Here is a 23,609-nt window from a genome sequence, read left to right as displayed (position 1 = left end):
AGTTTTAAATAAAATGGCTTTAGAAAAATTTGAACTTGAATTAGTTTCTTTTAAAGATATCACTGATAATGTTAGACACTTTGCATTTAAAAGAACTGATGGTAAACCTCTAAACTTTATCGCAGGACAATTTATTACCTTTTTACTTACTGATGAAGAAGGCAATCTTAAGCGTAGAAGTTATAGCTTAGGCTCCCTACCCGCTGACAATATGCTTTTAGAAATAGGTATCACTTATGTAAAAGGTGGTATTGCAACTGATACATTCTTCAATATGAAAGTTGGTGATACAGCACCAGCTATGGGGCCTGCTGGTAGACTTGTCCTAAAGGATGAGCAAATAAACAAACTAGTTCTGGTTGGTACTGGTACTGGTATCGTCCCGTACAAATCGATGTTCCCAGAGCTACTAAAGAAAGCTGATAATACTGAAATTCATATTCTTCTAGGTGTTCAATATCGTAAGGATGCTCTTTATCAAGATGAATTTGTAGAGTTTGTGAAGAAGCATCACAATATTCATTTTAAACTTTGCCTTAGTAGAGAAACACAAGATCTTAAAGATTATGAAATCTCTGGATATGTACAAAATCAATTTGATACTATAGGACTAAATCTAGAGACTGATGTTGTTTATGTTTGTGGTAATCCTAATATGATCGACCAATCTTATGAGATGCTGACAAATGCCGGTTTCAATCCTAAAAGCGTACGTAGAGAGAAATACATTTCTTCTAATTAAGCTTGATACTGTGGATAATTTAAGCTACAATCTCTGAGCTATTCTAATAAGGGATATGGTGCTTAGATGGGATAGTCTAAGTGGCGATGTCAGATTATAAATATAAGGAAACTATAAAAATGAGACAAGAAATTCATCCTAAGTATACTGAAGTGTCAGTAACTTGTAGTTGTGGAAACACTTTTGTTACTAAATCAACTATCGGTAAAAATGATTTAAATATTGATATTTGCTCAGAGTGTCACCCATTCTATACAGGTAAGCAAAGAATCGTTGATACAGCTGGTCGTGTTGATAAGTTCAAGAAGAGATTCGGCGGTATCAAGAAAGTATAATTGTACTTTACTTGTATCAAAATATCTAAACCGGCTTTATGCTGGTTTTTTTATATCTAATGATTTACAAATAATAAAGACAATCATAGTTTAAGATAATTAATAACATCCTTTTGATGATTGATAGTATCGACTAATATATTCATCTAAAGATATATTATCACTTGCTACCAATTCTTTTTCTGCAACTATCGTTGCAGCGACTTGATTTTGTAATTTAGTTTCAACATCTGTAGATAATTTATAGTTTCTAAATTCTTGAGATACTTTTTGAGACATATCCAGTGCAAAATCTTTATATCCTTGCTCTTGTGCAATTCTAACTATTTTAGCAGATGGAGTTTTATTAACATCTAAGATTTTTTGCTTCTCTAGTTTTACTGCTTCAGCATACTCTGGCAGCATTTTACTTGCTACCATCTCAATTTTACTGAATAACTCTAATGCATAATCTTTTAGTAAGATTTCACTATAATCTCCAAGTTTATTAAGCCTAAGATCCGGATCACGTCCCACTATTGCTACAGCTGTCAAATTCTGCTTAGCTTGTTTAATTTGCTCTTTGTCATATCTTATACTACCTTCGACTAAACATGTCATTAGCATTACTTCAACAAAAAGAGCTGTATTTCTATTTATCCCAATAGGAGTAAAAGGGTCGACATCTAGAACCCTAACTTCAATATATTCAACACCACGATTATATAAGGCACATGCTGGTCTTTCGCATCTTTTAGCAATTTGCTTAGGCCTAATCGCACTGTAACATTCGTTTTCTATTTGTAAGATACTATCATTAAGCTGCATTCTTTGACCGCTAGTGTCATACAGACCTAATTTTTTATAATCACTAAAAGTGTCATCTGTAGCATGTATTAAATCTTTAACATAAGATTTAACATCATTATAAGATATAGCTAAATCTTTTTGTGCTGGACTTGTATAGCCAAGGTCACTCATCCTCAAACTTGTAGCATATTTACCAACATAAAACTCTTCATTTAGATCCGATAAATAACTAGGCTTACTTTTAACTGAAGTTTTAGCACATATTGGACTAGAACCAAACAAGTATGGCAATAGCCACATAAATTCAAAATAATTATTTAGAACATCAAAATAAACATCAGAGGTTGAAATCTGCTTTTTATCCGCAATACTTTCTATTAATTTCTTATCAAAAGAAAAATTATAGTGTATACCTGATATTATCTGCATAATCTTACCATATCTTGCAGATAATCCCTTACGATAAACTCTTTTCATTTGCCCAGAGTTTGAGTTACCAAAATTAGCTTCTTGTATTTCACTTTCATTAGCTGATAATGGCATACTAGTATTAAGTATAATCTCATCATTAGCCATATTAGCTAAAGTAAAAGCTAAAAGATTATATAGCTCACAAAAAGCACTTTCAATACTATCATGAGGCTTTGTGATTAACTCAAGGAGATTCTCTGAGAAATCTACTGTTATACTACTATTAGTTAGTTTATGCCCTAGAGCAGATGGATGATTAGATCTAGCAAGGGCTCCATTATGACTAACTCTTAGGGTTTCTCTTTCTACTCCTCTAAGATTATTTATTTTTTTAAAATCGTACATTTTTATCCTAAATAAATTTGTTCTGATAACTTAATAAGCTATTCAACTAACTCATTGTTTCAATTCTCTAAAAGACCCCAAGCCTCCTAGTATTATCATAATCACAGAATAAACGAACACACCAGCACAAACTATTAGAGCTATACTTTTGAGTCTATCAAACATTGATAAAGTAATCCAATAACTATCACTCAGATTAAATGATTTTAATACTAAAATCATACATATACTCGCAATTATTATTCTAAAAATTGTCATAAAGTGTAAATAACTTCTAGCAAATAATCTAATACTAAAATCACAAAGAACCCACAGCTGGATAACCAAATTTAACAATGCTACAAATGAGCTTACTAATGCTAAATATAAAAATGCATGATCATCGCTTGCAAACAAATTCACAATTAACATATCAGCAACTATAGTAATTATCAGACAGATTAAACCAATATAAAAAACTATTGATATTTTATTCTGTGTATAAAGTGCGGAGACAATCACTCTAACAAGCACAAAAAAAAATAGTGATACAAGATATCCTAGCATAGCCAAATAAGTGAAATCAACATCCTTAAGACTAAATTTACCATAAAAAAACAGTGAGATAACTACTGGCTTAGCCAAAATAAATAAACCCAATACGGCAGGAACCGTAACTATCAAAGTAAATCTTATAATTAATCCCAATGTTTGAAAAAATTTTTGCTTATCCTTTTTACAACTAATTAAGTATGGAATCATAACCGTTACAATTGCTGTGCCAAACACTCCATATAAAAACTGATTAACTCTATCAGCATAATACAACCAAGCTAAACTTCCTGATATCAAAAATGATGCAAAAAATGTTTCTATCAATCCATTTATCTGCAATATTGCTGTTCCAAAAAATGCTGAAGGAAGCTTTTTGAGAAAAGCCCTTGCTCGTATATCTTTGACCAAAACTATATCTTGATCAAGCTTAAACTTGCCAATTAGCTTGATAAGACTATATCCGCCAATAGCAACTTGAATTACTCCTGCTAACAATATAGCATAAGCAACTGCAAATATAGGAATACTAAATTTAGGCGATACGACTATACCGATTATCATGACAATATTTAGCACTATCGGTAACATTGATGATATAAAATATTTACTATAACTATTTAATACTGCCGATATTACACCCATAACACCATTAAACAGCAAGTATGATATCATGATAATAAACATACTTCTAACTAAACTTAGAGTGTCACTATCATCGACTAAACCATACGCATATATCTCTACCCAAATATTACTAAATACTATTGCTACAACAGTTATAACCAACAACAATAATGCTATAGAATAAAGTACAGTTATAATAAATTTTTTATTTCTATCGTTAGCATTACCATCAAGATACGGATTAAGTATTTGTGTCAAAACTCCAGATGAAGTAACTTTACGCATAAACTCAGGAAATCTAAAAGCTACCAAAAATGCTTGTAAAGCAGATCCACTACCAAAAAAGCTAGCTAACAATAAATCCCTGACAAAACCTAAAAGTTTCGATAAAAATAAAAATATAGATACAATTAAACTATTTGAGAAGAACTTTTTCATTTTCTAAAATCACAAGCCTATTCATTAAGATTGACTTGATTCCACTTGTGTTTTTTCACTCGCTTGCTGCAGTGGCTGAGAAGGTTTTTGCGCTAGTTGATCTTGCTTAACATTAGGATTCCAGTACACTTCTAAACTCTCCTGTTCTTTTATTGCCAAGTCTTTTTCCTCCGGTGTAAGCTTTATTTTAGCTAACTCCTGCTCAGCTTTCTTTAGTCCTCGCTTATCAGAAAGATTTGGCATACAGTAAGGATTAAACTGACGCCAGAAACTAACCAACGGATTGTTATACAATTTTATAGCTTCTGATAAATAAACATACTTAGCAACTTTGTTATCAGTCAATTCTGCCATAATAGCAAATGCTGGTGCATATGGTTGTGTTATAGCTTCACGCGCATACTTATATGCTCGTTGTTTATCATCTTTGGCAACAAGTGCTTCTGCCATTCCTGCATGCTTAAATGCATGTTTACCATGATTAATATTCTTATACTCATTATAATACGCTTCAGCCAAGCCAGCTTCTATCTCAGCGGAATGATCTAAATTATATGCTTTCTGATACCATTTAATAGCATAATCAGGACTCTTTGGAAGACCTCCAGTTCCTTTTAGATAAGCATCGGCAATAAAAGCCCTGCCAAGAGACATACAATATGGATATTCCTGAATAAATTTTTGCTGATTATTAATCAAATAAGCTCCTCTAGCCTCTAAGCTACCATTAGCTATAGCTAGCTTATACCACATATAAGCCTTAGCAACATTCATACCAGGCATTTTATCATTTCTTACATATAGCTTGCCTAGCTGATTTTGCGTAACATCATAACCCAGATCCGCTGATTTAGTTATATACTCAATGCCTTTTGGCTGATCAACATCAACACCTTCTGAACCAAAGAAATATAACTCACCAATCAAATATACCAAATATGAATAAGACCTAATTCCTTCAGGATCAGTTGGAGCACCATTTTTTTCATAAAAATCTGAAGCCCACAACGCATAATCTAGCGCATCTTTATCGCTCATATCAAGCTGAACATTAGCTTCAGCTAATAATCCAGTAGCTCTAGCATCAGTTTTAAGATACGGCTTACATGATTCCAAAACTTTTTCATACTCTTGATCAACACCATCTTTATAGCACTCTTTTAGAGTCGCATATGATGAACCAAAGAACATTACTGATAAAAAGGCAATTACAAATCTAACTTTCATCCCTCTCTCCCACAGACAAGTAATATAAATACAAGTATTTTTAACAGTATAATATACTTTCGTACCATATTTGTAGAGATTTTTAACAAAAATCTACTTGCCTGCCTTCCGGCAAGTATTTTATATATATATCAATACTATTTTTTGGTAAAAATCCCCTACCTTTTTCTGGCCACTCCACAAAACAAATAGCGTTATCATTTAAATAATCTCGAATACCTATCCACTCCAACTCTTCTGGATCGGCTAATCTATACAAGTCAAAATGATAAATATTAAAATTATCAAACTCATAACTCTCAACCAAGGTATAAGTTGGACTTTTGACATTACCTTTATAACCCAAAGACTTAAGCACTCCTTTTACAAAAGTAGTTTTACCAGCACCTAAATCCCCATGTAAATATATAATCTGACCTGCTTGGAGTTTCTTAGCATACTCTTGAGCAAACTCAAACATCTGCGTTTCACTTTTCACTATTATGCTTTTCATACTACTTTATAAATTCTCTAGCTAATACAAATGATCCAAAAACAACTGTTACTGTGTCTTTTTTTGACAAATATATACTACTTAGGTCTTTGTTAAAATCAACTCTCACAATTTGTTGTGACTTAAACTCTCGCTTTATTTTATCCAAACCTGCTGCTCGATTATCTAGATAACTAAGATCAACGATATCCCATTTATATACATGAGATTTTGCAATATTTAATATTTCATGCAGATCCTTACTTGCCAAAACTCCAAATACCGCCTCATATCTAATACCTTTATCACCAAATTTTGAATCTAAAAGTTCAAACAGATGTCTCACAGAAGCTGGATTATGTGCAACATCTACAACAATATAACTATTATTTATAGAATCATTTTTCAAAGTTGCAAATCTTGCTTTAGCCCTTATACCTTCTAACTTTGGAATATAGGATATCAATAACCGGTCAAAAAGATAATTAGCTATACTTACAGCTATATTATAACTATGCACAAAGCAATCTCTAGAGCTATACTCATGAGTTTCTTCATAAATGATTGCTCCACATGCTTGTGCATACTCATAAACACTATTAGGCATTTTTGTACCTAAAAATAAAGGAACTTCTTGCCTAGCTATACCAGCTTTTTCACGCCCTATTTTATCTAGAGTATCACCAAGAATCTCGCAATGATCAAAATCAATATTAGTAATTGCCGTAATATCAGCATCTATTATATTTGCAGCATCTAAACGCCCACCTATGCCGACTTCTAAAATCAGATAATCAATAGCAACTCTTTGAGAATACATACAAGCACATAAGAAAGCTATTTGATAATAAGATAGTCGATACTCAGGAGTTATTTCCTCTAATCTTTCTAATAGCTCCAAAAGAACATTATCTGCTATTGATTGCTTATTTAAAGAAATTCTTTCATTAAATTTGGAAACATGAGGAGATGTATGACTTAATACTTGTTTGTTATTAGACACTAATAGCTCTTCTAGCATAGCTACTGTAGTACCTTTACCATTTGTTCCAGCAATGGTTATTACTTTAAACTTCTTGTCAAAGTTAAATCTATCAAGGATAAGAAGTAAATCTAAAAGATCACAATTGCAAGCATCTGACTTAGCCATTATTTTAGCTATTTTAACTTCGATGCTCATGATTGTTAAGAACTACACTTGTTGCTCAGATTTGTATTCTAGAGAGTGATTATGGTTGATTTTAGTCAAATTAGGCATAAGTTTGTCTATCAGCTTCGCAACTTCTTCTCTTAAGTTTCTACGATCAACGATCATATCAACCATACCTTTTTCTACTAGAAATTCACTTCTTTGGAAGCCTTCAGGTAATTTTTCTCTCACTGTTTGCTCAATTACTCTAGGTCCAGCAAAACCTATCAAAGCTTTTGGCTCAGCAAGATGTACATCACCAAGCATAGCTAGAGATGCGGATACACCACCTGTAGTAGGATCTGTCAGCACAACTAAGTACAGTAGCTTAGCTTCTACCAACTTTTGTAAAGCAGCACTAGTTTTCGCCATTTGCATTAATGAGAATAATGATTCTTGCATTCTAGCTCCTCCACTTGCGGTAAAACATACAAAAGGAACTTTCTTCTCAATAGCAAGCTTAACTCCTCTTACAAACTTTTCACCAACAACTGAACCCATAGATCCACCCAGAAACATAAAGTTAAAAGCTACAGCAACTACTGGGAATCCTTTAACAGTTCCCTCCATTACAACTAACGCATCTTGCTCTTCAGTTTTTTTCTGCGCTTGAGATAGTCTATCTTTGTAAGATTTTGTATCTTTAAACTTAAGCATATCTACAGGAGATATATTCGCAAAATGCTCTTTTGTGCTCTCTCTATCAAAGAATAGATTTAATCTGTGTCTAGCAGATATTCTATAATGATAGTTACAACTTGGACATACTGACTTATTGTTATGTAATTCTTCAGAATATAATGTTACTCCACAGCTTGGACACTGACTCCAAACTCCTGTAGGCATATCTTTTTTCTGCGCTTCTAAACCAAGACTTCTGCCAATTACTCTAGTTAACCAACTCATTATCAATCTCCTCCTAGGTATTATTCGATATAGACTGGCTTAGCCAACAATCTCTATATCACTAAAGAAATATTTAATTTCTTGTGCTGCTGTTTCTGGAGCATCTGAACCATGAACAGCATTAGCATCAATACTATCAGCAAAATCAGCTCTAATAGTTCCCGCTTCTGCTTCTTTAGGGTTTGTAGCACCCATTAATTCACGATTCTTAACTACAGCATTCTCACCTTCTAAAACTTGTATCATCACAGGACCTGAAATCATAAACTCTACAAGAGCACTAAAAAATGGTCTATCCTTATGTACCGCATAAAAACCTTCTGCTTCTGCTTTTGACAAATGTTTCATTTTAGCAGCAACAATTTTCAATCTAGATTTTTCAAAACGTCTATAGATTTCACCAATTATATTTTTTTCTACCGCATCAGGTTTGATAATAGACAAAGTTCTTTGTTTACTCATTTTAATTAATTCTCCAATTCTTAGTTAATTCAGATTATATCACTTTTATTGACAAAATTTCAAAACTAGGGATTATTTATTAGATTTTACAACTGCAGCTTGAATATATGATTCAAATAATTTATGCCCATATCTAGGAGTAGATGTAAATTCAGGGTGAGCTTGGCAAGCTATAAACCATTTATGTTTTGGGATTTCTATGAGCTCCATTAGTTTATTATCTTCGGATCTTCCTGAGAAAATCAAACCAGCATCTTCTAAACGCTCAACATAGTTATTATTAACTTCATATCTATGACGATGTCTTTCAATCACCTCATCCGCTTGATAAATTTCTCTAGCACGAGAGCCTTCTTTTAATACACATTTATATCCACCTAGACGCATTGTACCACCTAAGTCTGAGTCTTGTGTTCTTTGGTGTATAGTACCATCCTCTGCTTGCCATTCTGTTATTAGACCTATAACTGGATTAGTAGTTGATGGGTTTAATTCACTCGAGTGTGCATCTTGTATGCCTAACACATTTCTAGCATACTCTACAACTGCCAGCTGCATCCCTAAACAAATACCCAAGAAAGGAATCTGATTTTCTCTAGCATATTTAATTGATGCTATTTTACCCTCAACGCCTCTACTACCAAAACCACCTGGAACCAAAATAGCATCAGCATCTTCAAAGAATGATCCCACATTAGTATCATTAATCTCTTCAGAGTCAACAAATTTTATTTTGACTTTAACACCCTTCTTATACCCTGCATTATAGAGTGCTTCATTTAAAGACTTATATGCTTCTGTTAAAGAAACATATTTACCAACCATTGCAACTGTTACTTGTCCTTTAGTATTTCTGATAGTGTTTACAACATTTTGCCATTCTGATAGATCAGCTTCTTTTGTATTTAGATTCAAAAATTCGACAAGCTTTGCATCAAAACCTTGTTGATTATATCTAAGTGGTACCTCATAAATTGTATCAACATCTTCAGCTGTGAATATACAGTCTCGATCAACATTTGTAAAAAGAGCTATTTTACGTTTCTCACTATCCTCAAATCTTTTCTCACAACGACATACCAAAACATCTGCTTGAATTCCAATACCTCTTAACTCTTTGACAGAATGCTGCGTTGGCTTTGTCTTTAATTCTCCAGCTACTCTTATGTACGGTAGTAAAGTTAAATGTACAAATAATGTTCTATTTCTACCAAGCTCAATTCTTAGTTGTCTTATTGCCTCCAAAAAAGGCTGAGACTCTATATCACCAACAGTTCCACCAATCTCAACAATTGCCACATCAACATCTTCAACAATCCCTTCACATACTCGTCTTTTTATTTCATCTGTAATATGCGGTATTACCTGTATAGTAGCTCCAAGATAGTCTCCTTTACGCTCTCTTCTTAGAACACTTTGATAAACTTTACCAGTTGTAAAGTTGCTTGCTTGAGTCATTTTATTACGAATAAAACGCTCATAGTGACCCAAGTCAAGATCAGTTTCTGCTCCATCTTCGGTTACAAATACCTCACCATGTTGTAGCGGACTCATAGTACCCGGATCAACATTTATATACGGATCGAGCTTCATCATAGTTACATTTAAGCCACGACTTTCTAAAAGAGTAGCCAAAGAAGCTGCCGTTACACCTTTACCCAACGATGATACAACACCGCCTGTTACAAAAATAATTTTAGTATTAGGATTCATTTGAACACATGAAAGTATAAAAAATTATGGAACACAATAATAACATTCTTAAAGGCATGTTGCTATTTGAAAATATGACAATCTTTGTTAATTTTTATACCTACTTTTTATCAAATACTGATAATCTAAATAAACACTCATAATAAAATTATTCCATAGATGAGAAGTCAAAAAAAATACAAATGCCTGATACTTTAGTGATACTATTCTGTATCGCGATCCTCGTAGCTATCACAAGCTATTACATACCTGTTGGTAAGTTTGATGTAAAAAGAATCCAATACTCTTCAGATGGCCAAACCTATTCTAGAAATGTACTAGTTGCTGATAGCTTTCAATATAAATTAGATTCTCAAGGCAATCCAGAAACATCGCCCGTCAAAATCTTTGCAACTGAAAATAGTCAAAGTCGAGGTTTTACCAATTTCATCTATGATGGTATAACCTCAGGATCAAAAGATGGTAGCGCTCTTGCAATTATAGCTTTCTTATTAATTATAGGAGGCTCTTTCGGGGTTCTTCTTAAAACAAAAGTTATTGACCAATCAATTCTTAGAGTAGTGAATAAATTCCAAAATAACAAAATCATCCTACTACCCGTTTTATGTTTTATTTTTTCTTTAGGTGGCGCTGTATTTGGTATGGGAGAGGAAACTATTCCTTTTATAATGTTGCTTTTGCCAATTTTTGTACTTATTGGCTTTGATGCTCTGACTTGCACTGTGGTTATCTACTTAGCAACTCAAGTAGGATTTGCAACTTCTTGGATGAATCCTTTCTCAGTTAGTATTGCTCAAGGAATTGCAGAGATTCCAATATTATCAGGTAGTCTTTTTAGGATTATTATGTGGTTTATATTTACTTTATCTATAAGTATTTTTGCAATCATCTATGCACTAAAAATACAAAAGAAACCTCAATCCTCACCTATGTATATTTATGATAATTTCTATAGAAACTCTGATGAGCATAGTTTAGAACAAACACAAAAAATGTGTATCCACTCATGGTTAATACTCTTAAGTTTAATCGCTACGATAATATGGCTAGTGTATGGTGTAGTAGAGCTAGGCTATTATATCCCCGAAATTGCAACACTTTTCACAATAATAGGGCTATTAACTGGACTGTTTGCTATAGTTGGTAAAGTAAATGGTATGAATTTGAGTATTGCTATTGATGCTTTCAAAAATGGTGCGAAAGATCTTTTACCTGTTTGTTTAATCATTGGTTTTGCTTATGGTCTGATATATCTTATGGGAGGCTCTAATCCTCAAGATTACACAATGTTAAACACTATACACTATGCTTCAGAAGCTATATCAGGTACCAATGAGTATGTATCTGCTATAGGGATGCTTTTCTTCCAATCAATATTTAACTTCTTTGTCACCTCAGGCTCAGGTCAAGCAGCTCTTACCATGCCAATTATGTCGCCATTAGCAGACCTAACGGCCTAAGTAAGCAAATTGCCGTCTTAGCTTTCCAACTTGGTGATGGCTGGACACATTGCTTAATGCCTACATCAGCTACACTTATGGCTGTGCTTGGTGTTGCTAGGATACCTTATGGATTATGGCTAAAATTCATCTTTAAATTCTATCTATATCTGATGACTTAAAGTACTATTATGATAATTATAGCTGTGTATATAGGGTACAAATAAAGCCACAATCATACAAATATTTATTCATTATAGCTGCAATAAAATCCTTTATGTCGAATATTGATTTGATAAAATGAATAAATATTTAAAATAATTGGTAATTAAAATGTCTATCTCATATCAAAAAGTCGCAAGTCATGAAGCAAAAAAAGGTGATTTTACACGTTGTCTTCTATTATACTCAGGTGGTCTTGATACATCAATTATGCTCAAATGGATTCAAGAGGAATATGGTGTTGAAGTTATTGCTTTAACTATAAATATTGGTCAAGTTGCTGATAATCTAGAACAAATAAAACAAAAAGCTATCAACTTAGGTGCGATAGATGCTGTGGTATATGATGCCAAAAATCGTTTTGCAGATGAGGTTATAAGCAAAGCTATTAAAGCAAATGCTGATTATCAAGGTGGCTATACTCTTTCAACTCCTCTTGGCAGAGTTATTATTTCAGAGATAGCTGTTGAAGTAGCTAAGAAATATGATTGCCAAGTGGTTGCCCATGGCTGTACAGGCAAAGGTAATGATCAAGTTCGTTTTGAAAGCTATCTAACAACATTAGATGAAAATATAAAAACAATTGCTCCTGTTAGAGAATGGGGAATGGGTAGAGAGCAAGAATTAAAATATGCCGAAAAACATGATATTCCAGTTAAGCAACAAAAAGACAAGCCATACTCATATGATGAAAATATGTGGGGCAATACCGCAGAAGGTGGCGAAATAGAACATTCAAATTTAATTGCTCCTAAAGAGGCTATCTTACAATGGTGTAAGACTCCCGAAAATGCCCTTGATAAATCACAAAATATTACCCTAGAGTTTGTCGAAGGTATACCAACCAAACTAGATGGAAAAGCTATGCTTTTAGCCGAGCTAATTATGCAGTGTAATAAAATAGGTGGCGAACATGGTGTTGGGGTATTTAACCTTATTGAAGATAGATTGATTGGTCTAAAAGTTAGAGGTATTTATGAAAACCCAGCTGCTAGCATTATAATAGCAGCCCACAAAAAGCTAGAACAACTTGTCTCCACCCGTCAAGAAAATGAGTTAAAAACATTTATGGACAACAAATGGGCTTACCTTGCTTATGCCGCTGAATGGTATAACCCTGTTATGAATAATATCCTTGCATTTATCGAAGAGCAAAATAAAAAAGTAACGGGAAAAGTGACTGTATCTTTATATAAAGGTAATATAGAAGTATTAGCAGTCGAATCACCATTTTCTATGCTAAAATCTGAGTTAGCAACTTTTGAAGCTAGTGGCGATTTATTTAATCATAATGCCTCTGCTGGATTTATAGAACTTCATAGCTTAGCTCAACGTACAGCATATTCAATAATGAAAAATAAGAAGTAATATTATGAGCAAAAAACTTTGGCAAACAGAAACAGATAAGCTCTTACCTATAGTTGAAAAATATACTGTAGGTCAGGACTATATACTTGATCAGAAACTATTAAAATACGATCTACAAGCTAGTTTAGCTCATGCAAAAATGCTTTATAAGATGAAAGTCATTACTAAAGATGAACTTAATCTTCTCAAAAAAGGATTACAAGAAATACAAGAGCTCCTATCTAGCAATGAATTTAGAATAAATCAAGATCAAGAAGATGGTCATACTGCAATTGAACAGTATTTATGTACGCATTATGGTGAAGTTGGCAAAAAGATACACACAGGTAGAAGTAGAAATGATCAGTCATTAGTGATGCTACGTCTTTTCATGATAGATAAGATTCAATTCTTAGAAAAAACTATTCAAGAGAATATCTACACTCTTCGCTCTAAAGCTAGTAAATTCAAAAACATACTCATGCCTGGCTATACACACATGCAAAAAGCAATGCCAACTACGGTTGCAACTTGGTTGGGCTCTTTTGCTGATGCGCTAGCAGACACTCTATTATTAATATCAGCTACTAGCAAAGTTATTAACCAAAACCCCCTAGGATCAGCATCAGGATTTGGTATCAGCAACTTCAAACATGATAAAGAATATACTACCGAACTACTTGGCTTTAATAGAACACAAGACAACCCTATTTATTGTGCATTCTCTAGAGGGTATTTTGAAAAACTGACGCTACAAACATTCTCAAACCCTATAAGCATTTACTCAAGATTTGCTAATGATATGATGTTATTTACAATGGCAGAATTTGATTACTTTAGTCTAAACAACTCATATACGACAGGATCATCAATTATGCCTCAAAAGCGTAATTATGATTTATTTGAAATTATGAGAGGCAATGCAAAACTATATCAAGGTTACCTCCAACAAATCACTTCTATAATTGATAGTGTCCCTAGTGGTTATAATCGTGACTACCAACTAACAAAACTACCATTCTTTGAAGCTATAACTCTAATCGAAGATACCGCTTTATTATTTAACTCAACAATCAAGGATTTGAATGTTCATATAGATAAACTAGAACAAGCAATGACCCCTGACTTGTATGCTACCGAAGAAGTATATAAATTAGTAGAACAAGGTCTGTCTTTCCGTGATGCTTATGTAGCTATCAAACTTAAACTAAATAAATAATTCTAGTATTTTTGCAAAAAATAGATATATTTTTCTGAAAAGCTTATAATTGCGATATCTCAATATCGTTAAAATAACGAAAGCTGAAGTTAGTTTATTTAAGGAAAATTTATGGATAAATCTGATATTTATAACGATTTAAGACAGCTCATTCTTAGCAAAGAATTTTCTTCTCAGAACGATATCTGTGATACTTTGGGGGGCTTAGGCTATAGTGCTAGCCAGTCAAAAGTTAATAGAATGCTCAAAAAAATTGGTGCAGTTAAAGTCAAAAATGAAAAAAGCGCTCTAGTATATAAAATACCTAATGAGCCAGCTCCTCCGATAATGACTGATAATATTTCATCATTAGTTATCAAGATTGACGCAAATGAAGCTGTTGTAGTAATAGATACTGCTCCAGGTGCCGCACAATTGGTTGCTAGAACTTTAGACTACAACAAAAATAGCTTTGAAATAATCGGTATAGTAGCTGGAGATGATACAATTTTTGTTGCTCCATCATCAATCAAAAATATTAAAAAACTAAAAGCAAACATAGAAAACTTCTTATTTTCAAAGTTTTAGATTTTTTAATATATTTATAGCTTCAACAAGAGTTTCTCTGTCTATAGTTAGTGGTGGCAATAAACGAATAGTATTATTTCTAGTTTTTACAGCAAGTATACCTAGATTTAAAAGCTCTTGATAAAAACTCTCAAAATACTGTGGACATATCTGTAAAGCAATAAATAAGCCTTTTGCTCTTATTTCTTGGATATATTTAGAATTTATTTTTTTTAACTGATCTACAAATAAGCTTCCTAAAACTCCTGCTCTCTCAGCTAAAGCTTCTTCATCCAAAATATTAAGAGCCTTATACGCTACAGAAGAAGCTAATGGGTTACCACCAAAAGTACTGCCATGATCACCAGGATGTAACACTTCCATAAGATCTTCTTTGCCTAGAAATAGTGAAATAGGTAAAACTCCTCCTCCCAAAGATTTCCCCAATGTCATCCCATCAGGATCTAAACCATAATGCTCTTTAGCAAAATTTTTGCCAGTATGTCCCATACATGTTTGTATCTCATCTAGAATAAACAACACATTATTCTTTTTGCAAATTTCTTGGCACTTATACAAATACTCCTCATTTGGAATAATCACTCCGCCCTCACCTTGGATAGGCTCAATAATTATTGCTGCTGTATTTTTTGTAATAGCTTTTTCAAGGCCATCTAAGTCATCATAAGGTATTGAGATAAAACCTTGAGGCATAGGGCCAAACTTATCTTTATACGCATGATTCGATGATGTACCTATTGCCGTTATTGTTCTACCATGAAAGCTATTATCAAAAGTTATTATCTCTACCAAACCATCTGGAATCTGCTTTTTTACATATCCCCACTTTCTAGCTACTTTTATTGCAGTTTCTATAGCTTCAGCACCACTATTCATAACTATAGCCTTATCCATATTTGTTAGCTCACAAGCTTTTTTTAATAAATTTGCCAACAGCTCATTGTGAAAAAGTCTTGGCACAACTGAAATTTTATTCACTTGCTCAAACAGAGCTGACAAAATTTTAGGGTTATTATGTCCAAAATTTACAGATGAAATACCTGTTGCCATATCAATATATTTTTTACCCAAACCATCATATACGTAAGCATTTTCCCCTTTAACTATATTTATAGGCATGGATGCTACTATATTTGCACCATACTGCTTTGTAATGTCAATAACTGATTTTATACCTTTCCCCCCATGATAAATGAATAAATAAACAAAAATTGATCTTTATTTAAAATTTTTATTCTTTTTTATCAAATAATTATTCACATAAAGTTTTTAAAATGTTACAGTGTTCATCAAATATTATTAGTTGTGGATAAATAATGATTTCGAAAATATGCATAGCTGGAATAAATGGTTACACGGGACAGCTTCTTAAAGAATTAATAAGTAAACACCCAAATTTTGAATTAGCTGGGAGCTTAGGAATATCTAAGCAAGAAAATAAAGAATACACATATTCTTTGGATAAATTAAGTGCTGAAAACTTCGACGTGGATTTTTTATTATTAGCTACACCAGCGGAAATTTCTATAGAGAGACTACAAAAGCTCTATGAGAAGAATATAAAAACAAAGGTCTTAGATTTAAGCGGAGCTTTTAGACTAGATAAAGCTTTATTAGCATCTTGGTATGGATTATCTCACTCTATTGAAGGAATAGAACAAGGTGCAAAATATGGACTTTCCCCATATGTTAAATTTACTCAGCAAGATACCATAATAGCGAACCCTGGATGCTATGCGACATGTGCATTATTATCACTACTCCCTCTACTAAAGCATAATCTAATAAAACCCAACAATATAATTATAGATGCCAAATCGAGAGTCTCTGGAGCAGGGAAAAAACCTAGACAAGATCTAATGTTCTCAGAGATGCTTAACAACTTTTTTCCATATAAGATTAGCAAACATCAACATATTCCTGAGATTCTAAAAGCTTTAGCAGAGTTTGATATTAAAGAAGATGAGCTTTATTTCAACACAAGTATGTTACCGATTCATTCTGGCATTGCGATGACAATTTATGCTGATTTAAATTTAGAAACTACAACTTCAGAAGAGAATATTAGTGATTTAGTTAGCGATGCTTATAACAAAGAATATACTGAGTACTCTTTATTTAAATTCATTGATATAGCAGCAGAGACAGATAGTACAGAAGTATCATCATTTTTATCAATTAAAAGTATCGTTGGTACACCCAACACTCATTTAGGATTTTCGATTAAAAATAATAAAATCATAGTTTTTTCTTTTATCGATAACTTACTAAAAGGCGCTGTTACTCAAGCAATTGAGAATTTAAACAGTTATTACGGGCTTCCTATAACCACAGGATTATAAAAAAGGAGATAGACATGGAGAGCTTATTTAGAACAAAATTACCAAAAGGATTTTTAACAGGTGGTGTAAATTGTGGTGTTAGGCTCTATCGTCCAGATCTAGGAGTTATAATTTCAGAAAAAAACTGTAAAGCTGTAGGAGTTTTTACAAAAAACAAATGTAAAGCCGCACCAGTTAAATATTGTATGAATTTGTTACCAGCAGGTAATATCAAAGCAATCATAACAAATAGTGGTCAAGCTAATGCTGCTACAGGAGAGATAGGCGATAAACATAACCAGCAAGTAGTTGATAGTTTAGCAACAGAACTAAACTGTTCATCTGAGCAAGTCTTGATTGCCTCCACTGGTGTTATTGGTCAGCAAATGTCTATTGATAAAATAACATCTGCTATACCAAAACTAGTAAATAGCGTATCAAATATTGCCGATAAATTTGCGATCTCAATACTAACTACAGACCTATTACCCAAATCAGTTTACAAGAAAATACAGCTATCCACAGGGGAAATAACTATTACTGGAATTTGCAAAGGCTCTGGAATGATAAACCCAAATATGGCAACAATGCTTGGATATTTTCTAACAGATGCTTATATAGATATTCATTTAGCTCAAGAAATCCTTAGAGAATCAAGTGACAACAGTTTCAATATGATCTCAGTAGATGGTGATATGTCTACAAATGATTGTGTACATGAAATAGCTGTGATTTTAGCTAAAAATATTGCTCGTGATGGCGAAGGAGCAACCAAGCTTATCGAGGCAAAAGTTACAGGTCTAAACGATGAAACACTTTCCAAAGAGTTAGCAAAGAAAATAATCTCTAGCTCTCTAGTCAAAACAGCAATATATGGCGAATCTCCAAATTGGGGAGGAGTTTTAGCAAAAATTGGCGAAGTTGATATAGATGAGCAAACTCTAGAAAGTTGCCAAATATTTATGCAAGGACAAAAGATCTTTGCTAATGGCTTACCTGTATCAGATGATTTAACAAATCTTAAAAATACCATGAAAGAAGATACTATAACTATTGATGTCAAATTTTCTCAAGGGAACCAACAAGCAATAGCATGGGGCTGTGACCTAACTCAGCAGTATGTAAACATAAATGCGGAGTATTTATCGTGAAAGAATTAGCAAATAAAAGAATCCTAATAAAACTAGGTGGCTCAGTACTTGAAGATGAAAAAGTTATAATAAATCTATGTATTGATATAAAAAACCTAAAAGAAGCTGGAGCAGAAATAATCATTGTCCACGGTGGTGGTAAATTTATAACCAAGTGTCTAGAAAAGCACAATGTTCAAACAAAATTTCTAGATGGTTTACGAGTTACTCCAAAAGAACATATGGAAATAATTCAAATGGCTCTATATAGAGTTAACAAAAAGCTCTCGCAAATGTTTAGTAGTATCAATTTAGATGGTATTAGCATATCTGGTGAGGATAGTAACTTAATTACTTGTAGCCTAATCGATAAAGATAAATATGGTTATGTCGGTTTAGTCAAAGATGTTGATCCTACAGTTATCCTAAAAGCTCTACCACAAGGGCTAATACCTATAGTTGCAACGATTTGTCTTACCGATAAATTTGAGTCAGTAAATGTCAATGCCAATAATGTTGCATCTGAGCTGGCTATTATTTGTGATGTCGATGAACTTATCTATATAACCGATCAAAATGGTGTACTTGATAATAATGGTAATCTAATCAAAAGCCTATCTGTAAAAGATATTTCAAAACTAATTGAAAATAAAACAGCTATTGGTGGAATGAGCATCAAACTTGACTCAATAAAAAACTTTTTAAATTGCTCAAAAAAAACCATCTGCATACTAAATGGTAATCAAGAGAAGATTTTAACCAAAAAAATATTATTTAATGCAGAAGAACTAGGAACAACTTGTGTATTTGGAGGAGGAATATGAAAAACTTATCTTTTAATCATCTACTTTCTGGATCAGAAATAACAACTAATGATTTTGAAAATATCATGCAAATAGCCCAAGATATGAAAACTAATCCTCAAAAATATAACCATGCCTTAAAAGATAAGATAATTGCTCTGATTTTTGACAAGCCATCTCTTAGAACTCGTTTTAGTTTCTCTGCTGCTATTATCGAAATGGGTGGTAATCTAATTGAGAGTGTCTCAACTTCGAGAAAGAATGAACAGCCCAAAGATTTTATTAGAGTGATACAAAACTATTGCTCTGCTGTTGTGATTAGAACATTTGCTGATAGCGATGTTGAGGAAATGGTTTTTTACTCTAAAGTTCCTATTATAAATGCTCTAACAGACTTATATCATCCTTGCCAAACATTAGCAGACTTACTAACTTTAAAAGAAGTTCTTGGTGGTTTAGATTCTCTAAAAATAGCTTATATAGGTGATTCTAATAATATCTTATACAGTTTGTTATTATTAGCTAATACTATCGGCTTAGAGGTACATTATGCATGTCCTGAAGGTCATAAACCAGACAAAAAGATTTTAGATCAACTTCATGATCTAAGTATAGTTAAAGGTTTTCATGATCCTAAAGAAGCTGTCAAAGGATGTGATGCTGTATATACTGATGTTTGGTGTAGCATGGGCTTTGAACCAACAGCAGAAGATGCTTTTGTAGGATTTCAGGTAAATAAAGGGCTAATGTCATACGCAAATAATAATGCTATCTTTATGCATTGTATGCCGATGGAAAGAGGTAAAGAAGTTAGCGAAGATCTCCCTGATGATAAATGTTCTGTTATTTTCCAACAAAGCCTAAATAGAAAATTTGTCCAAAAAGCACTTTTGTATATGCTTCTAGGAAAACATGTAGCAGAGTGAATTATCTAAACTAATCCTTTAACCTTAATAATTTCCTAATCTGTAAAGCCATAAGAAAGACTAACAAATAAGAAACTATCATTAGAAAATTTACAAATATCTGTAACAGTCCATTATCAAGCATTTCAATTTCTGGTTTATGAATAGTTGCTAATAGTGGTACTGTTACTAAAAGAGCCTGTTTAATAGAAAATAGCACGGAATAACTAGAATATACTATTACTCCTGTTGATTTAACGGACATTACTAATTTTATACTTAATGATAAGAATATCAGATATGTAAATAGCCAACAGTATAAAACACCTATAAAAGGCTTAAGCAAACTAGTCCCACAACCATTTACCAAACTATAAAACCAAACCCAAAACTTTAAACCATAATTTTTAGACTCTTTAGCTTTTTCCAACAAATAGTGTCTATGTAGCGGCTGTGCTTCCATATAAGCATTATTACGATTAAAAAATTCTGCTAGTCGGCTAAACTCTAGTGAGCCAGCTTTTTCTATATTTAAAAGATTATCAAAAGATTTTTTGTCAATATCTACAGAGTTCTTTATTGACGATTTATCGTCGAAATTAGGCAATGATTTAAATCTACTATTTATTATATTTAGTTTATCTATTTCCAAATTATTAAGTATAAGTTTACCGATCTCTCCAGATATCAATAATTTCATATCTTCCGTAACATCACTTATTTCGATAGATTTTATATTACTAGCATTAATACTAGAACCATTATAAAAACTCATATTACGATTTCTTTTACCTAAATCATAGTCATTAGTACTTTTGAGAATTTTCTGATTATTAACTATATTTACGAATTTCAAATCAGTGAATTTACCATCTATATAGATGTGGCAAGGAAACGACCTATTCTGAAATGTTAAATCTGCATTTCCTTTAAAACAAAATTGTGGAGACTACTCTTTTCTATTACCTTCAGTTCCTACACAAATTGAGTTAATAAATCTCCAAATAACTAATTCTTTTTGATCGTTATTATATTCAAAACTATATTCCTTATTGCCATAAAACTTACATTCCTCAAAATCAAATAAGTATCGTCCATATGCTTTGACCAAGGAAATCTCACATCTTATAAAATTAAGAGGCGGGCAATATTTGTCTAAAATACTTAAATTAATCTCCAAATCATCCAAATTCCCAAAATAAATGGCTGATATAGATTCTTTTGAAAATTCATCTAATAATTCATTAATAAAATCATTATCTATAATACTATTAACTTGAGATATTTTAATAGATCTACCTTCCGAAGTAGCTTGAAACTTACGACTATTTATAATATATCCTCATTTGTATATTAAATATGATATACAAATAGTTATCTTTGTGACAGTTACTTGTGTAAAGATCAAGGCTTATTACAAGTTGTGAATGTATTTTTAGAGTTTATTATAAAATATTTAGAGAAAAAACTATCTAATATATTTATTTACAAGCTTAACAAAAGCCATTGGATCTTCTATCTTAGCACCTTCGACAAACATTGCCTGAAGAAGTAAAAGCTCAGATAAGTCAGCAAATATTTCTGTATCTGCTTCATTTTTAAGCTTTTGAACTAAATTATGCTCTGCATTAAGCTCTAAGATAGGCTTCATACCCATACCAGGCATAAACCCTTGACCAGCTTCTTCCATCATCTTTTGCATATGTAGGCTCATACCATAGTCATTTACAACCACACAGCTTGGAGAATCTGTCAAACGCTTAGACAAACGTACTTCCTCAACCTTATCTTTTAAAACTTCTTTGATTTCTTTTAAAACACTTTCAAAGTCTTTCGCTTCTTTCTCGAATTTTTCTTTGTTCTCTGGAGTCTCAAATTTATGAAGATCGATATCACCTTTGATAATAGACTTCATATGCTTACCATCAAACTCAGTCAAAGTAGACATCATCCATTCATCGATTCTATCTGTCATCAAGATAACTTCGATACCTTTCTTCTTGAATGCTTCAAGTTGCGGATTATTTACAGCAGCCTTATAACTATCAGATGTAATATAGTAAATAGTATCTTGACCTTCTTTCATGCGTGAAATGTAATCAGCTAATGATACAGTCTGCTTAGCATCACCACTTTCAGTAGTCGCAAATCTTAATAAGCCTGCGATCTTTTCTTTGTTTGAGTAATCATCAGAAACACCTTCTTTCAGCACCTGACCAAAACTATCCCAGAACTTTTGATATTTTTCTGTATCTTTACTAGCTAGCTTCTTAAGTTCGCTTAGAATTTTAGTTGTTATCGCTTTTTTAATCTTATCAATAACTTTATTATGCTGTAATATCTCACGCGATACATTAAGTGGCAAATCAGCAGAATCAATCACACCCTTAACAAATCTTAAATATGGAGGTAATAATTCCTTATTCTCCATAATAAAGACTCTACGCACATATAGTGATAGTCCATAATCCTTATCTCTATTCCAGAAATCAAAAGGCTTATTCTCAGGAATATACAACAAGCTATTATACTCAAGATTACCTTCTACTTTGTTATGTATCCACATTGAAGCATTTGCAAAATCATGAGAAATATATTTATAAAACTCTTGATACTCTTCATCAGTTACTTCTTCTTTTAATCTTAACCAAATAGCCTTAGTATTGTTTATTGTCTCATACCCATCTTTGATAGTTTCTTTACCATCTTTATCGTGCTCAACTTTTTTCATTTGAATCGGAGTATTGATACAATCTGAATACTTATTAACCAGACCTTTAAGCAAATGAAACTCAAGTAAATCTAAGTGCTCTTCTTTAATATGAAGAGTAATCTCTGTACCACGCTTCTCTTTTGTAATAGTCTCAACTGTGAAGCCATTTTGAGCATCTGAAACCCATTTAGTAGCTTGAGATTTATCTTGACCTGCTTTTCTAGTTCTAACTGTAACTTTATCAGCAACGATAAATGATGAATAAAAACCAACACCAAACTGACCAATTAAGTCATTATCTTTACTTTTATCACCAGTTAAGCTTTCTAAAAACTTCTTAGTACCTGATTTTGCGATTGTACCAAGGTTCTCAATAACTTCTTCTTCAGTCATACCAATACCATTATCACTAACAGTAATTGTTTTTGCATCTTTATCAAAATCAATTCTGATAGCATAATCATTATCATCTTCATTCAAAGCTGCATTTGAGATACTTTCATATCTTAACTTCTCGATAGCATCAGAGCTATTAGATACAAGCTCCCTTAAGAAGATTTCTCGATTTGAATATAATGAATGGATCACAAGATGAAGCAACTTATCAACTTCTGTTTCAAATGTATATTTTTTCTCTGACATTTATAGAACCCTCTTTTGTTATACTTTTCAAATAACTTTATGACAAATATGTAT

The 23,609-nt window shown here is 32.5% G+C and carries 23 protein-coding genes; 11 read left to right on the top strand and 12 right to left on the bottom strand.

What is annotated here, in order from left to right:
- The first annotated feature begins 13 nt into the window (after positions 1-13).
- Together FNO12_RS01350 and rpmE are read left to right on the top strand one after the other, a co-directional pair.
- On the top strand, positions 14-742 hold the full coding sequence (locus tag FNO12_RS01350; RefSeq protein WP_014714374.1) for a ferredoxin--NADP reductase: 729 nt from the start codon (positions 14-16) through the stop codon (positions 740-742).
- Between the two features lie 119 nt (positions 743-861).
- Positions 862-1,077 carry a 50S ribosomal protein L31 gene (gene rpmE, locus FNO12_RS01345; protein ID WP_014714373.1) on the top strand — a complete coding sequence of 72 codons (216 nt, stop codon included), beginning with the start codon at positions 862-864 and terminating at the stop codon, positions 1,075-1,077.
- 99 nt (positions 1,078-1,176) lie between these two features.
- Here the strand turns inward: rpmE and gshA are convergent, their stop codons facing one another.
- The 8 genes from gshA to pyrG all read right to left on the bottom strand — a co-directional run bounded on the left by gshA (position 1,177) and on the right by pyrG (position 10,247).
- Positions 1,177-2,682, bottom strand: a complete 1,506-nt coding sequence (gene gshA, locus FNO12_RS01340) for a glutamate--cysteine ligase (protein ID WP_014714372.1) — start codon at positions 2,680-2,682, stop codon at positions 1,177-1,179.
- A gap of 51 nt (positions 2,683-2,733) precedes the next feature.
- On the bottom strand, positions 2,734-4,278 hold the full coding sequence (gene murJ, locus FNO12_RS01335) for a murein biosynthesis integral membrane protein MurJ (protein ID WP_014714371.1): 1,545 nt from the start codon (positions 4,276-4,278) through the stop codon (positions 2,734-2,736).
- 24 nt (positions 4,279-4,302) lie between these two features.
- The gene (locus FNO12_RS01330; protein ID WP_014714370.1) at positions 4,303-5,505 is read right to left on the bottom strand and encodes a tetratricopeptide repeat protein; all 1,203 of its coding nucleotides are present in this window, start codon (positions 5,503-5,505) and stop codon (positions 4,303-4,305) included.
- A gap of 82 nt (positions 5,506-5,587) precedes the next feature.
- A complete protein-coding gene (tsaE, locus tag FNO12_RS01325) occupies positions 5,588-5,998 on the bottom strand; it encodes a tRNA (adenosine(37)-N6)-threonylcarbamoyltransferase complex ATPase subunit type 1 TsaE (protein WP_030003332.1) in 411 nt (136 codons plus the stop codon).
- Between the two features lies 1 nt (position 5,999).
- On the bottom strand, positions 6,000-7,157 hold the full coding sequence (locus tag FNO12_RS01320) for a bifunctional folylpolyglutamate synthase/dihydrofolate synthase (protein ID WP_041265061.1): 1,158 nt from the start codon (positions 7,155-7,157) through the stop codon (positions 6,000-6,002).
- Between the two features lie 12 nt (positions 7,158-7,169).
- On the bottom strand, positions 7,170-8,072 hold the full coding sequence (gene accD / locus FNO12_RS01315) for an acetyl-CoA carboxylase, carboxyltransferase subunit beta (RefSeq protein WP_014714367.1): 903 nt from the start codon (positions 8,070-8,072) through the stop codon (positions 7,170-7,172).
- 39 nt (positions 8,073-8,111) lie between these two features.
- On the bottom strand, positions 8,112-8,534 hold the full coding sequence (ndk, locus tag FNO12_RS01310) for a nucleoside-diphosphate kinase (RefSeq protein WP_014714366.1): 423 nt from the start codon (positions 8,532-8,534) through the stop codon (positions 8,112-8,114).
- 72 nt (positions 8,535-8,606) lie between these two features.
- On the bottom strand, positions 8,607-10,247 hold the full coding sequence (gene pyrG, locus FNO12_RS01305) for a CTP synthase (protein WP_014714365.1): 1,641 nt from the start codon (positions 10,245-10,247) through the stop codon (positions 8,607-8,609).
- A 182-nt stretch (positions 10,248-10,429) separates the two neighbouring features.
- On the opposite strand from pyrG, the gene yfcC reads away from it, so the two are divergent.
- From yfcC to FNO12_RS01285, 5 genes are all read left to right on the top strand, one after another.
- Positions 10,430-11,707, top strand: coding sequence for a putative basic amino acid antiporter YfcC (gene yfcC, locus FNO12_RS01300; RefSeq protein WP_014714364.1), 1,278 nt, complete (start codon positions 10,430-10,432; stop codon positions 11,705-11,707).
- Complete coding sequence (locus FNO12_RS09955) at positions 11,686-11,868, top strand: hypothetical protein (RefSeq protein ID WP_306668691.1); 183 nt, start codon at positions 11,686-11,688, stop codon at positions 11,866-11,868. Before yfcC ends, FNO12_RS09955 begins: the two co-directional genes overlap by 22 nt.
- Before the next feature lie 151 nt (positions 11,869-12,019).
- Entirely contained in the window at positions 12,020-13,276 is a 1,257-nt protein-coding gene (locus FNO12_RS01295; protein ID WP_014714363.1) for an argininosuccinate synthase, read from the top strand.
- Between the two features lie 4 nt (positions 13,277-13,280).
- Positions 13,281-14,474: an argininosuccinate lyase gene (gene argH / locus FNO12_RS01290; RefSeq protein WP_014714362.1), complete on the top strand. Its 1,194-nt coding sequence runs from the start codon at positions 13,281-13,283 to the stop codon at positions 14,472-14,474.
- A 111-nt stretch (positions 14,475-14,585) separates the two neighbouring features.
- A complete protein-coding gene (locus FNO12_RS01285; protein ID WP_014714361.1) occupies positions 14,586-15,041 on the top strand; it encodes an arginine repressor in 456 nt (151 codons plus the stop codon).
- Here the strand turns inward: FNO12_RS01285 and rocD are convergent.
- Positions 15,030-16,160 (bottom strand): ornithine--oxo-acid transaminase, encoded by a 1,131-nt coding sequence (rocD, locus tag FNO12_RS01280; protein ID WP_014714360.1) that lies wholly within the window; start codon positions 16,158-16,160, stop codon positions 15,030-15,032. The two genes, FNO12_RS01285 and rocD, sit on opposite strands and share 12 nt — an antisense overlap.
- 197 nt (positions 16,161-16,357) lie before the next feature.
- On the opposite strand from rocD, the gene argC reads away from it, so the two are divergent.
- Genes argC through argF form a run of 4 tightly spaced genes read left to right on the top strand, consistent with a single transcriptional unit; the run spans position 16,358 to position 20,221 of the window.
- Positions 16,358-17,383 carry an N-acetyl-gamma-glutamyl-phosphate reductase gene (argC, locus tag FNO12_RS01275; protein WP_014714359.1) on the top strand — a complete coding sequence of 342 codons (1,026 nt, stop codon included), beginning with the start codon at positions 16,358-16,360 and terminating at the stop codon, positions 17,381-17,383.
- Positions 17,384-17,397: 14 nt separating this feature from the next.
- Positions 17,398-18,513 (top strand): bifunctional ornithine acetyltransferase/N-acetylglutamate synthase, encoded by a 1,116-nt coding sequence (locus FNO12_RS01270; protein ID WP_014714358.1) that lies wholly within the window; start codon positions 17,398-17,400, stop codon positions 18,511-18,513.
- Positions 18,510-19,316, top strand: a complete 807-nt coding sequence (gene argB, locus FNO12_RS01265) for an acetylglutamate kinase (protein WP_014714357.1) — start codon at positions 18,510-18,512, stop codon at positions 19,314-19,316. The genes FNO12_RS01270 and argB overlap by 4 nt, the downstream gene beginning before the upstream one ends.
- Entirely contained in the window at positions 19,313-20,221 is a 909-nt protein-coding gene (gene argF, locus FNO12_RS01260; RefSeq protein WP_014714356.1) for an ornithine carbamoyltransferase, read from the top strand. Before argB ends, argF begins: the two co-directional genes overlap by 4 nt.
- Before the next feature lie 10 nt (positions 20,222-20,231).
- On the opposite strand, the gene FNO12_RS01255 is transcribed toward argF, so the two are convergent.
- The 3 genes from FNO12_RS01255 to htpG all read right to left on the bottom strand — a co-directional run bounded on the left by FNO12_RS01255 (position 20,232) and on the right by htpG (position 23,555).
- Positions 20,232-21,056, bottom strand: a complete 825-nt coding sequence (locus FNO12_RS01255) for a hypothetical protein (protein WP_014714355.1) — start codon at positions 21,054-21,056, stop codon at positions 20,232-20,234.
- 93 nt (positions 21,057-21,149) lie between these two features.
- Complete coding sequence (locus FNO12_RS09715; protein ID WP_155105469.1) at positions 21,150-21,311, bottom strand: hypothetical protein; 162 nt, start codon at positions 21,309-21,311, stop codon at positions 21,150-21,152.
- 357 nt (positions 21,312-21,668) lie between these two features.
- On the bottom strand, positions 21,669-23,555 hold the full coding sequence (gene htpG, locus FNO12_RS01245; protein WP_014714354.1) for a molecular chaperone HtpG: 1,887 nt from the start codon (positions 23,553-23,555) through the stop codon (positions 21,669-21,671).
- Positions 23,556-23,609 lie beyond the last annotated feature (54 nt).

Source organism: Francisella orientalis FNO12 (assembly GCF_001042525.2).
Classification (GTDB): Bacteria; Pseudomonadota; Gammaproteobacteria; order Francisellales; family Francisellaceae; genus Francisella; species Francisella orientalis.
The sequence above is the reverse complement of the archived record's forward strand: the minus strand, read 5'-3'. Positions and strand labels throughout refer to the sequence as shown.

Coding starts and splice junctions, on each gene's coding strand:
- FNO12_RS01350 (WP_014714374.1), top strand. CDS start 14: ATGGCTTTAGAAAAATTTGAACTTGAATTAGTTTCTTTTAAAGATATC.
- rpmE (WP_014714373.1), top strand. CDS start 862: ATGAGACAAGAAATTCATCCTAAGTATACTGAAGTGTCAGTAACTTGT.
- gshA (WP_014714372.1), bottom strand. CDS start 2,682: ATGTACGATTTTAAAAAAATAAATAATCTTAGAGGAGTAGAAAGAGAA.
- murJ (WP_014714371.1), bottom strand. CDS start 4,278: ATGAAAAAGTTCTTCTCAAATAGTTTAATTGTATCTATATTTTTATTT.
- FNO12_RS01330 (WP_014714370.1), bottom strand. CDS start 5,505: ATGAAAGTTAGATTTGTAATTGCCTTTTTATCAGTAATGTTCTTTGGT.
- tsaE (WP_030003332.1), bottom strand. CDS start 5,998: ATGAAAAGCATAATAGTGAAAAGTGAAACGCAGATGTTTGAGTTTGCT.
- FNO12_RS01320 (WP_041265061.1), bottom strand. CDS start 7,157: ATGAGCATCGAAGTTAAAATAGCTAAAATAATGGCTAAGTCAGATGCT.
- accD (WP_014714367.1), bottom strand. CDS start 8,072: ATGAGTTGGTTAACTAGAGTAATTGGCAGAAGTCTTGGTTTAGAAGCG.
- ndk (WP_014714366.1), bottom strand. CDS start 8,534: ATGAGTAAACAAAGAACTTTGTCTATTATCAAACCTGATGCGGTAGAA.
- pyrG (WP_014714365.1), bottom strand. CDS start 10,247: ATGAATCCTAATACTAAAATTATTTTTGTAACAGGCGGTGTTGTATCA.
- yfcC (WP_014714364.1), top strand. CDS start 10,430: ATGCCTGATACTTTAGTGATACTATTCTGTATCGCGATCCTCGTAGCT.
- FNO12_RS01295 (WP_014714363.1), top strand. CDS start 12,020: ATGTCTATCTCATATCAAAAAGTCGCAAGTCATGAAGCAAAAAAAGGT.
- argH (WP_014714362.1), top strand. CDS start 13,281: ATGAGCAAAAAACTTTGGCAAACAGAAACAGATAAGCTCTTACCTATA.
- FNO12_RS01285 (WP_014714361.1), top strand. CDS start 14,586: ATGGATAAATCTGATATTTATAACGATTTAAGACAGCTCATTCTTAGC.
- rocD (WP_014714360.1), bottom strand. CDS start 16,160: ATGCCTATAAATATAGTTAAAGGGGAAAATGCTTACGTATATGATGGT.
- argC (WP_014714359.1), top strand. CDS start 16,358: ATGATTTCGAAAATATGCATAGCTGGAATAAATGGTTACACGGGACAG.
- FNO12_RS01270 (WP_014714358.1), top strand. CDS start 17,398: ATGGAGAGCTTATTTAGAACAAAATTACCAAAAGGATTTTTAACAGGT.
- argF (WP_014714356.1), top strand. CDS start 19,313: ATGAAAAACTTATCTTTTAATCATCTACTTTCTGGATCAGAAATAACA.
- htpG (WP_014714354.1), bottom strand. CDS start 23,555: ATGTCAGAGAAAAAATATACATTTGAAACAGAAGTTGATAAGTTGCTT.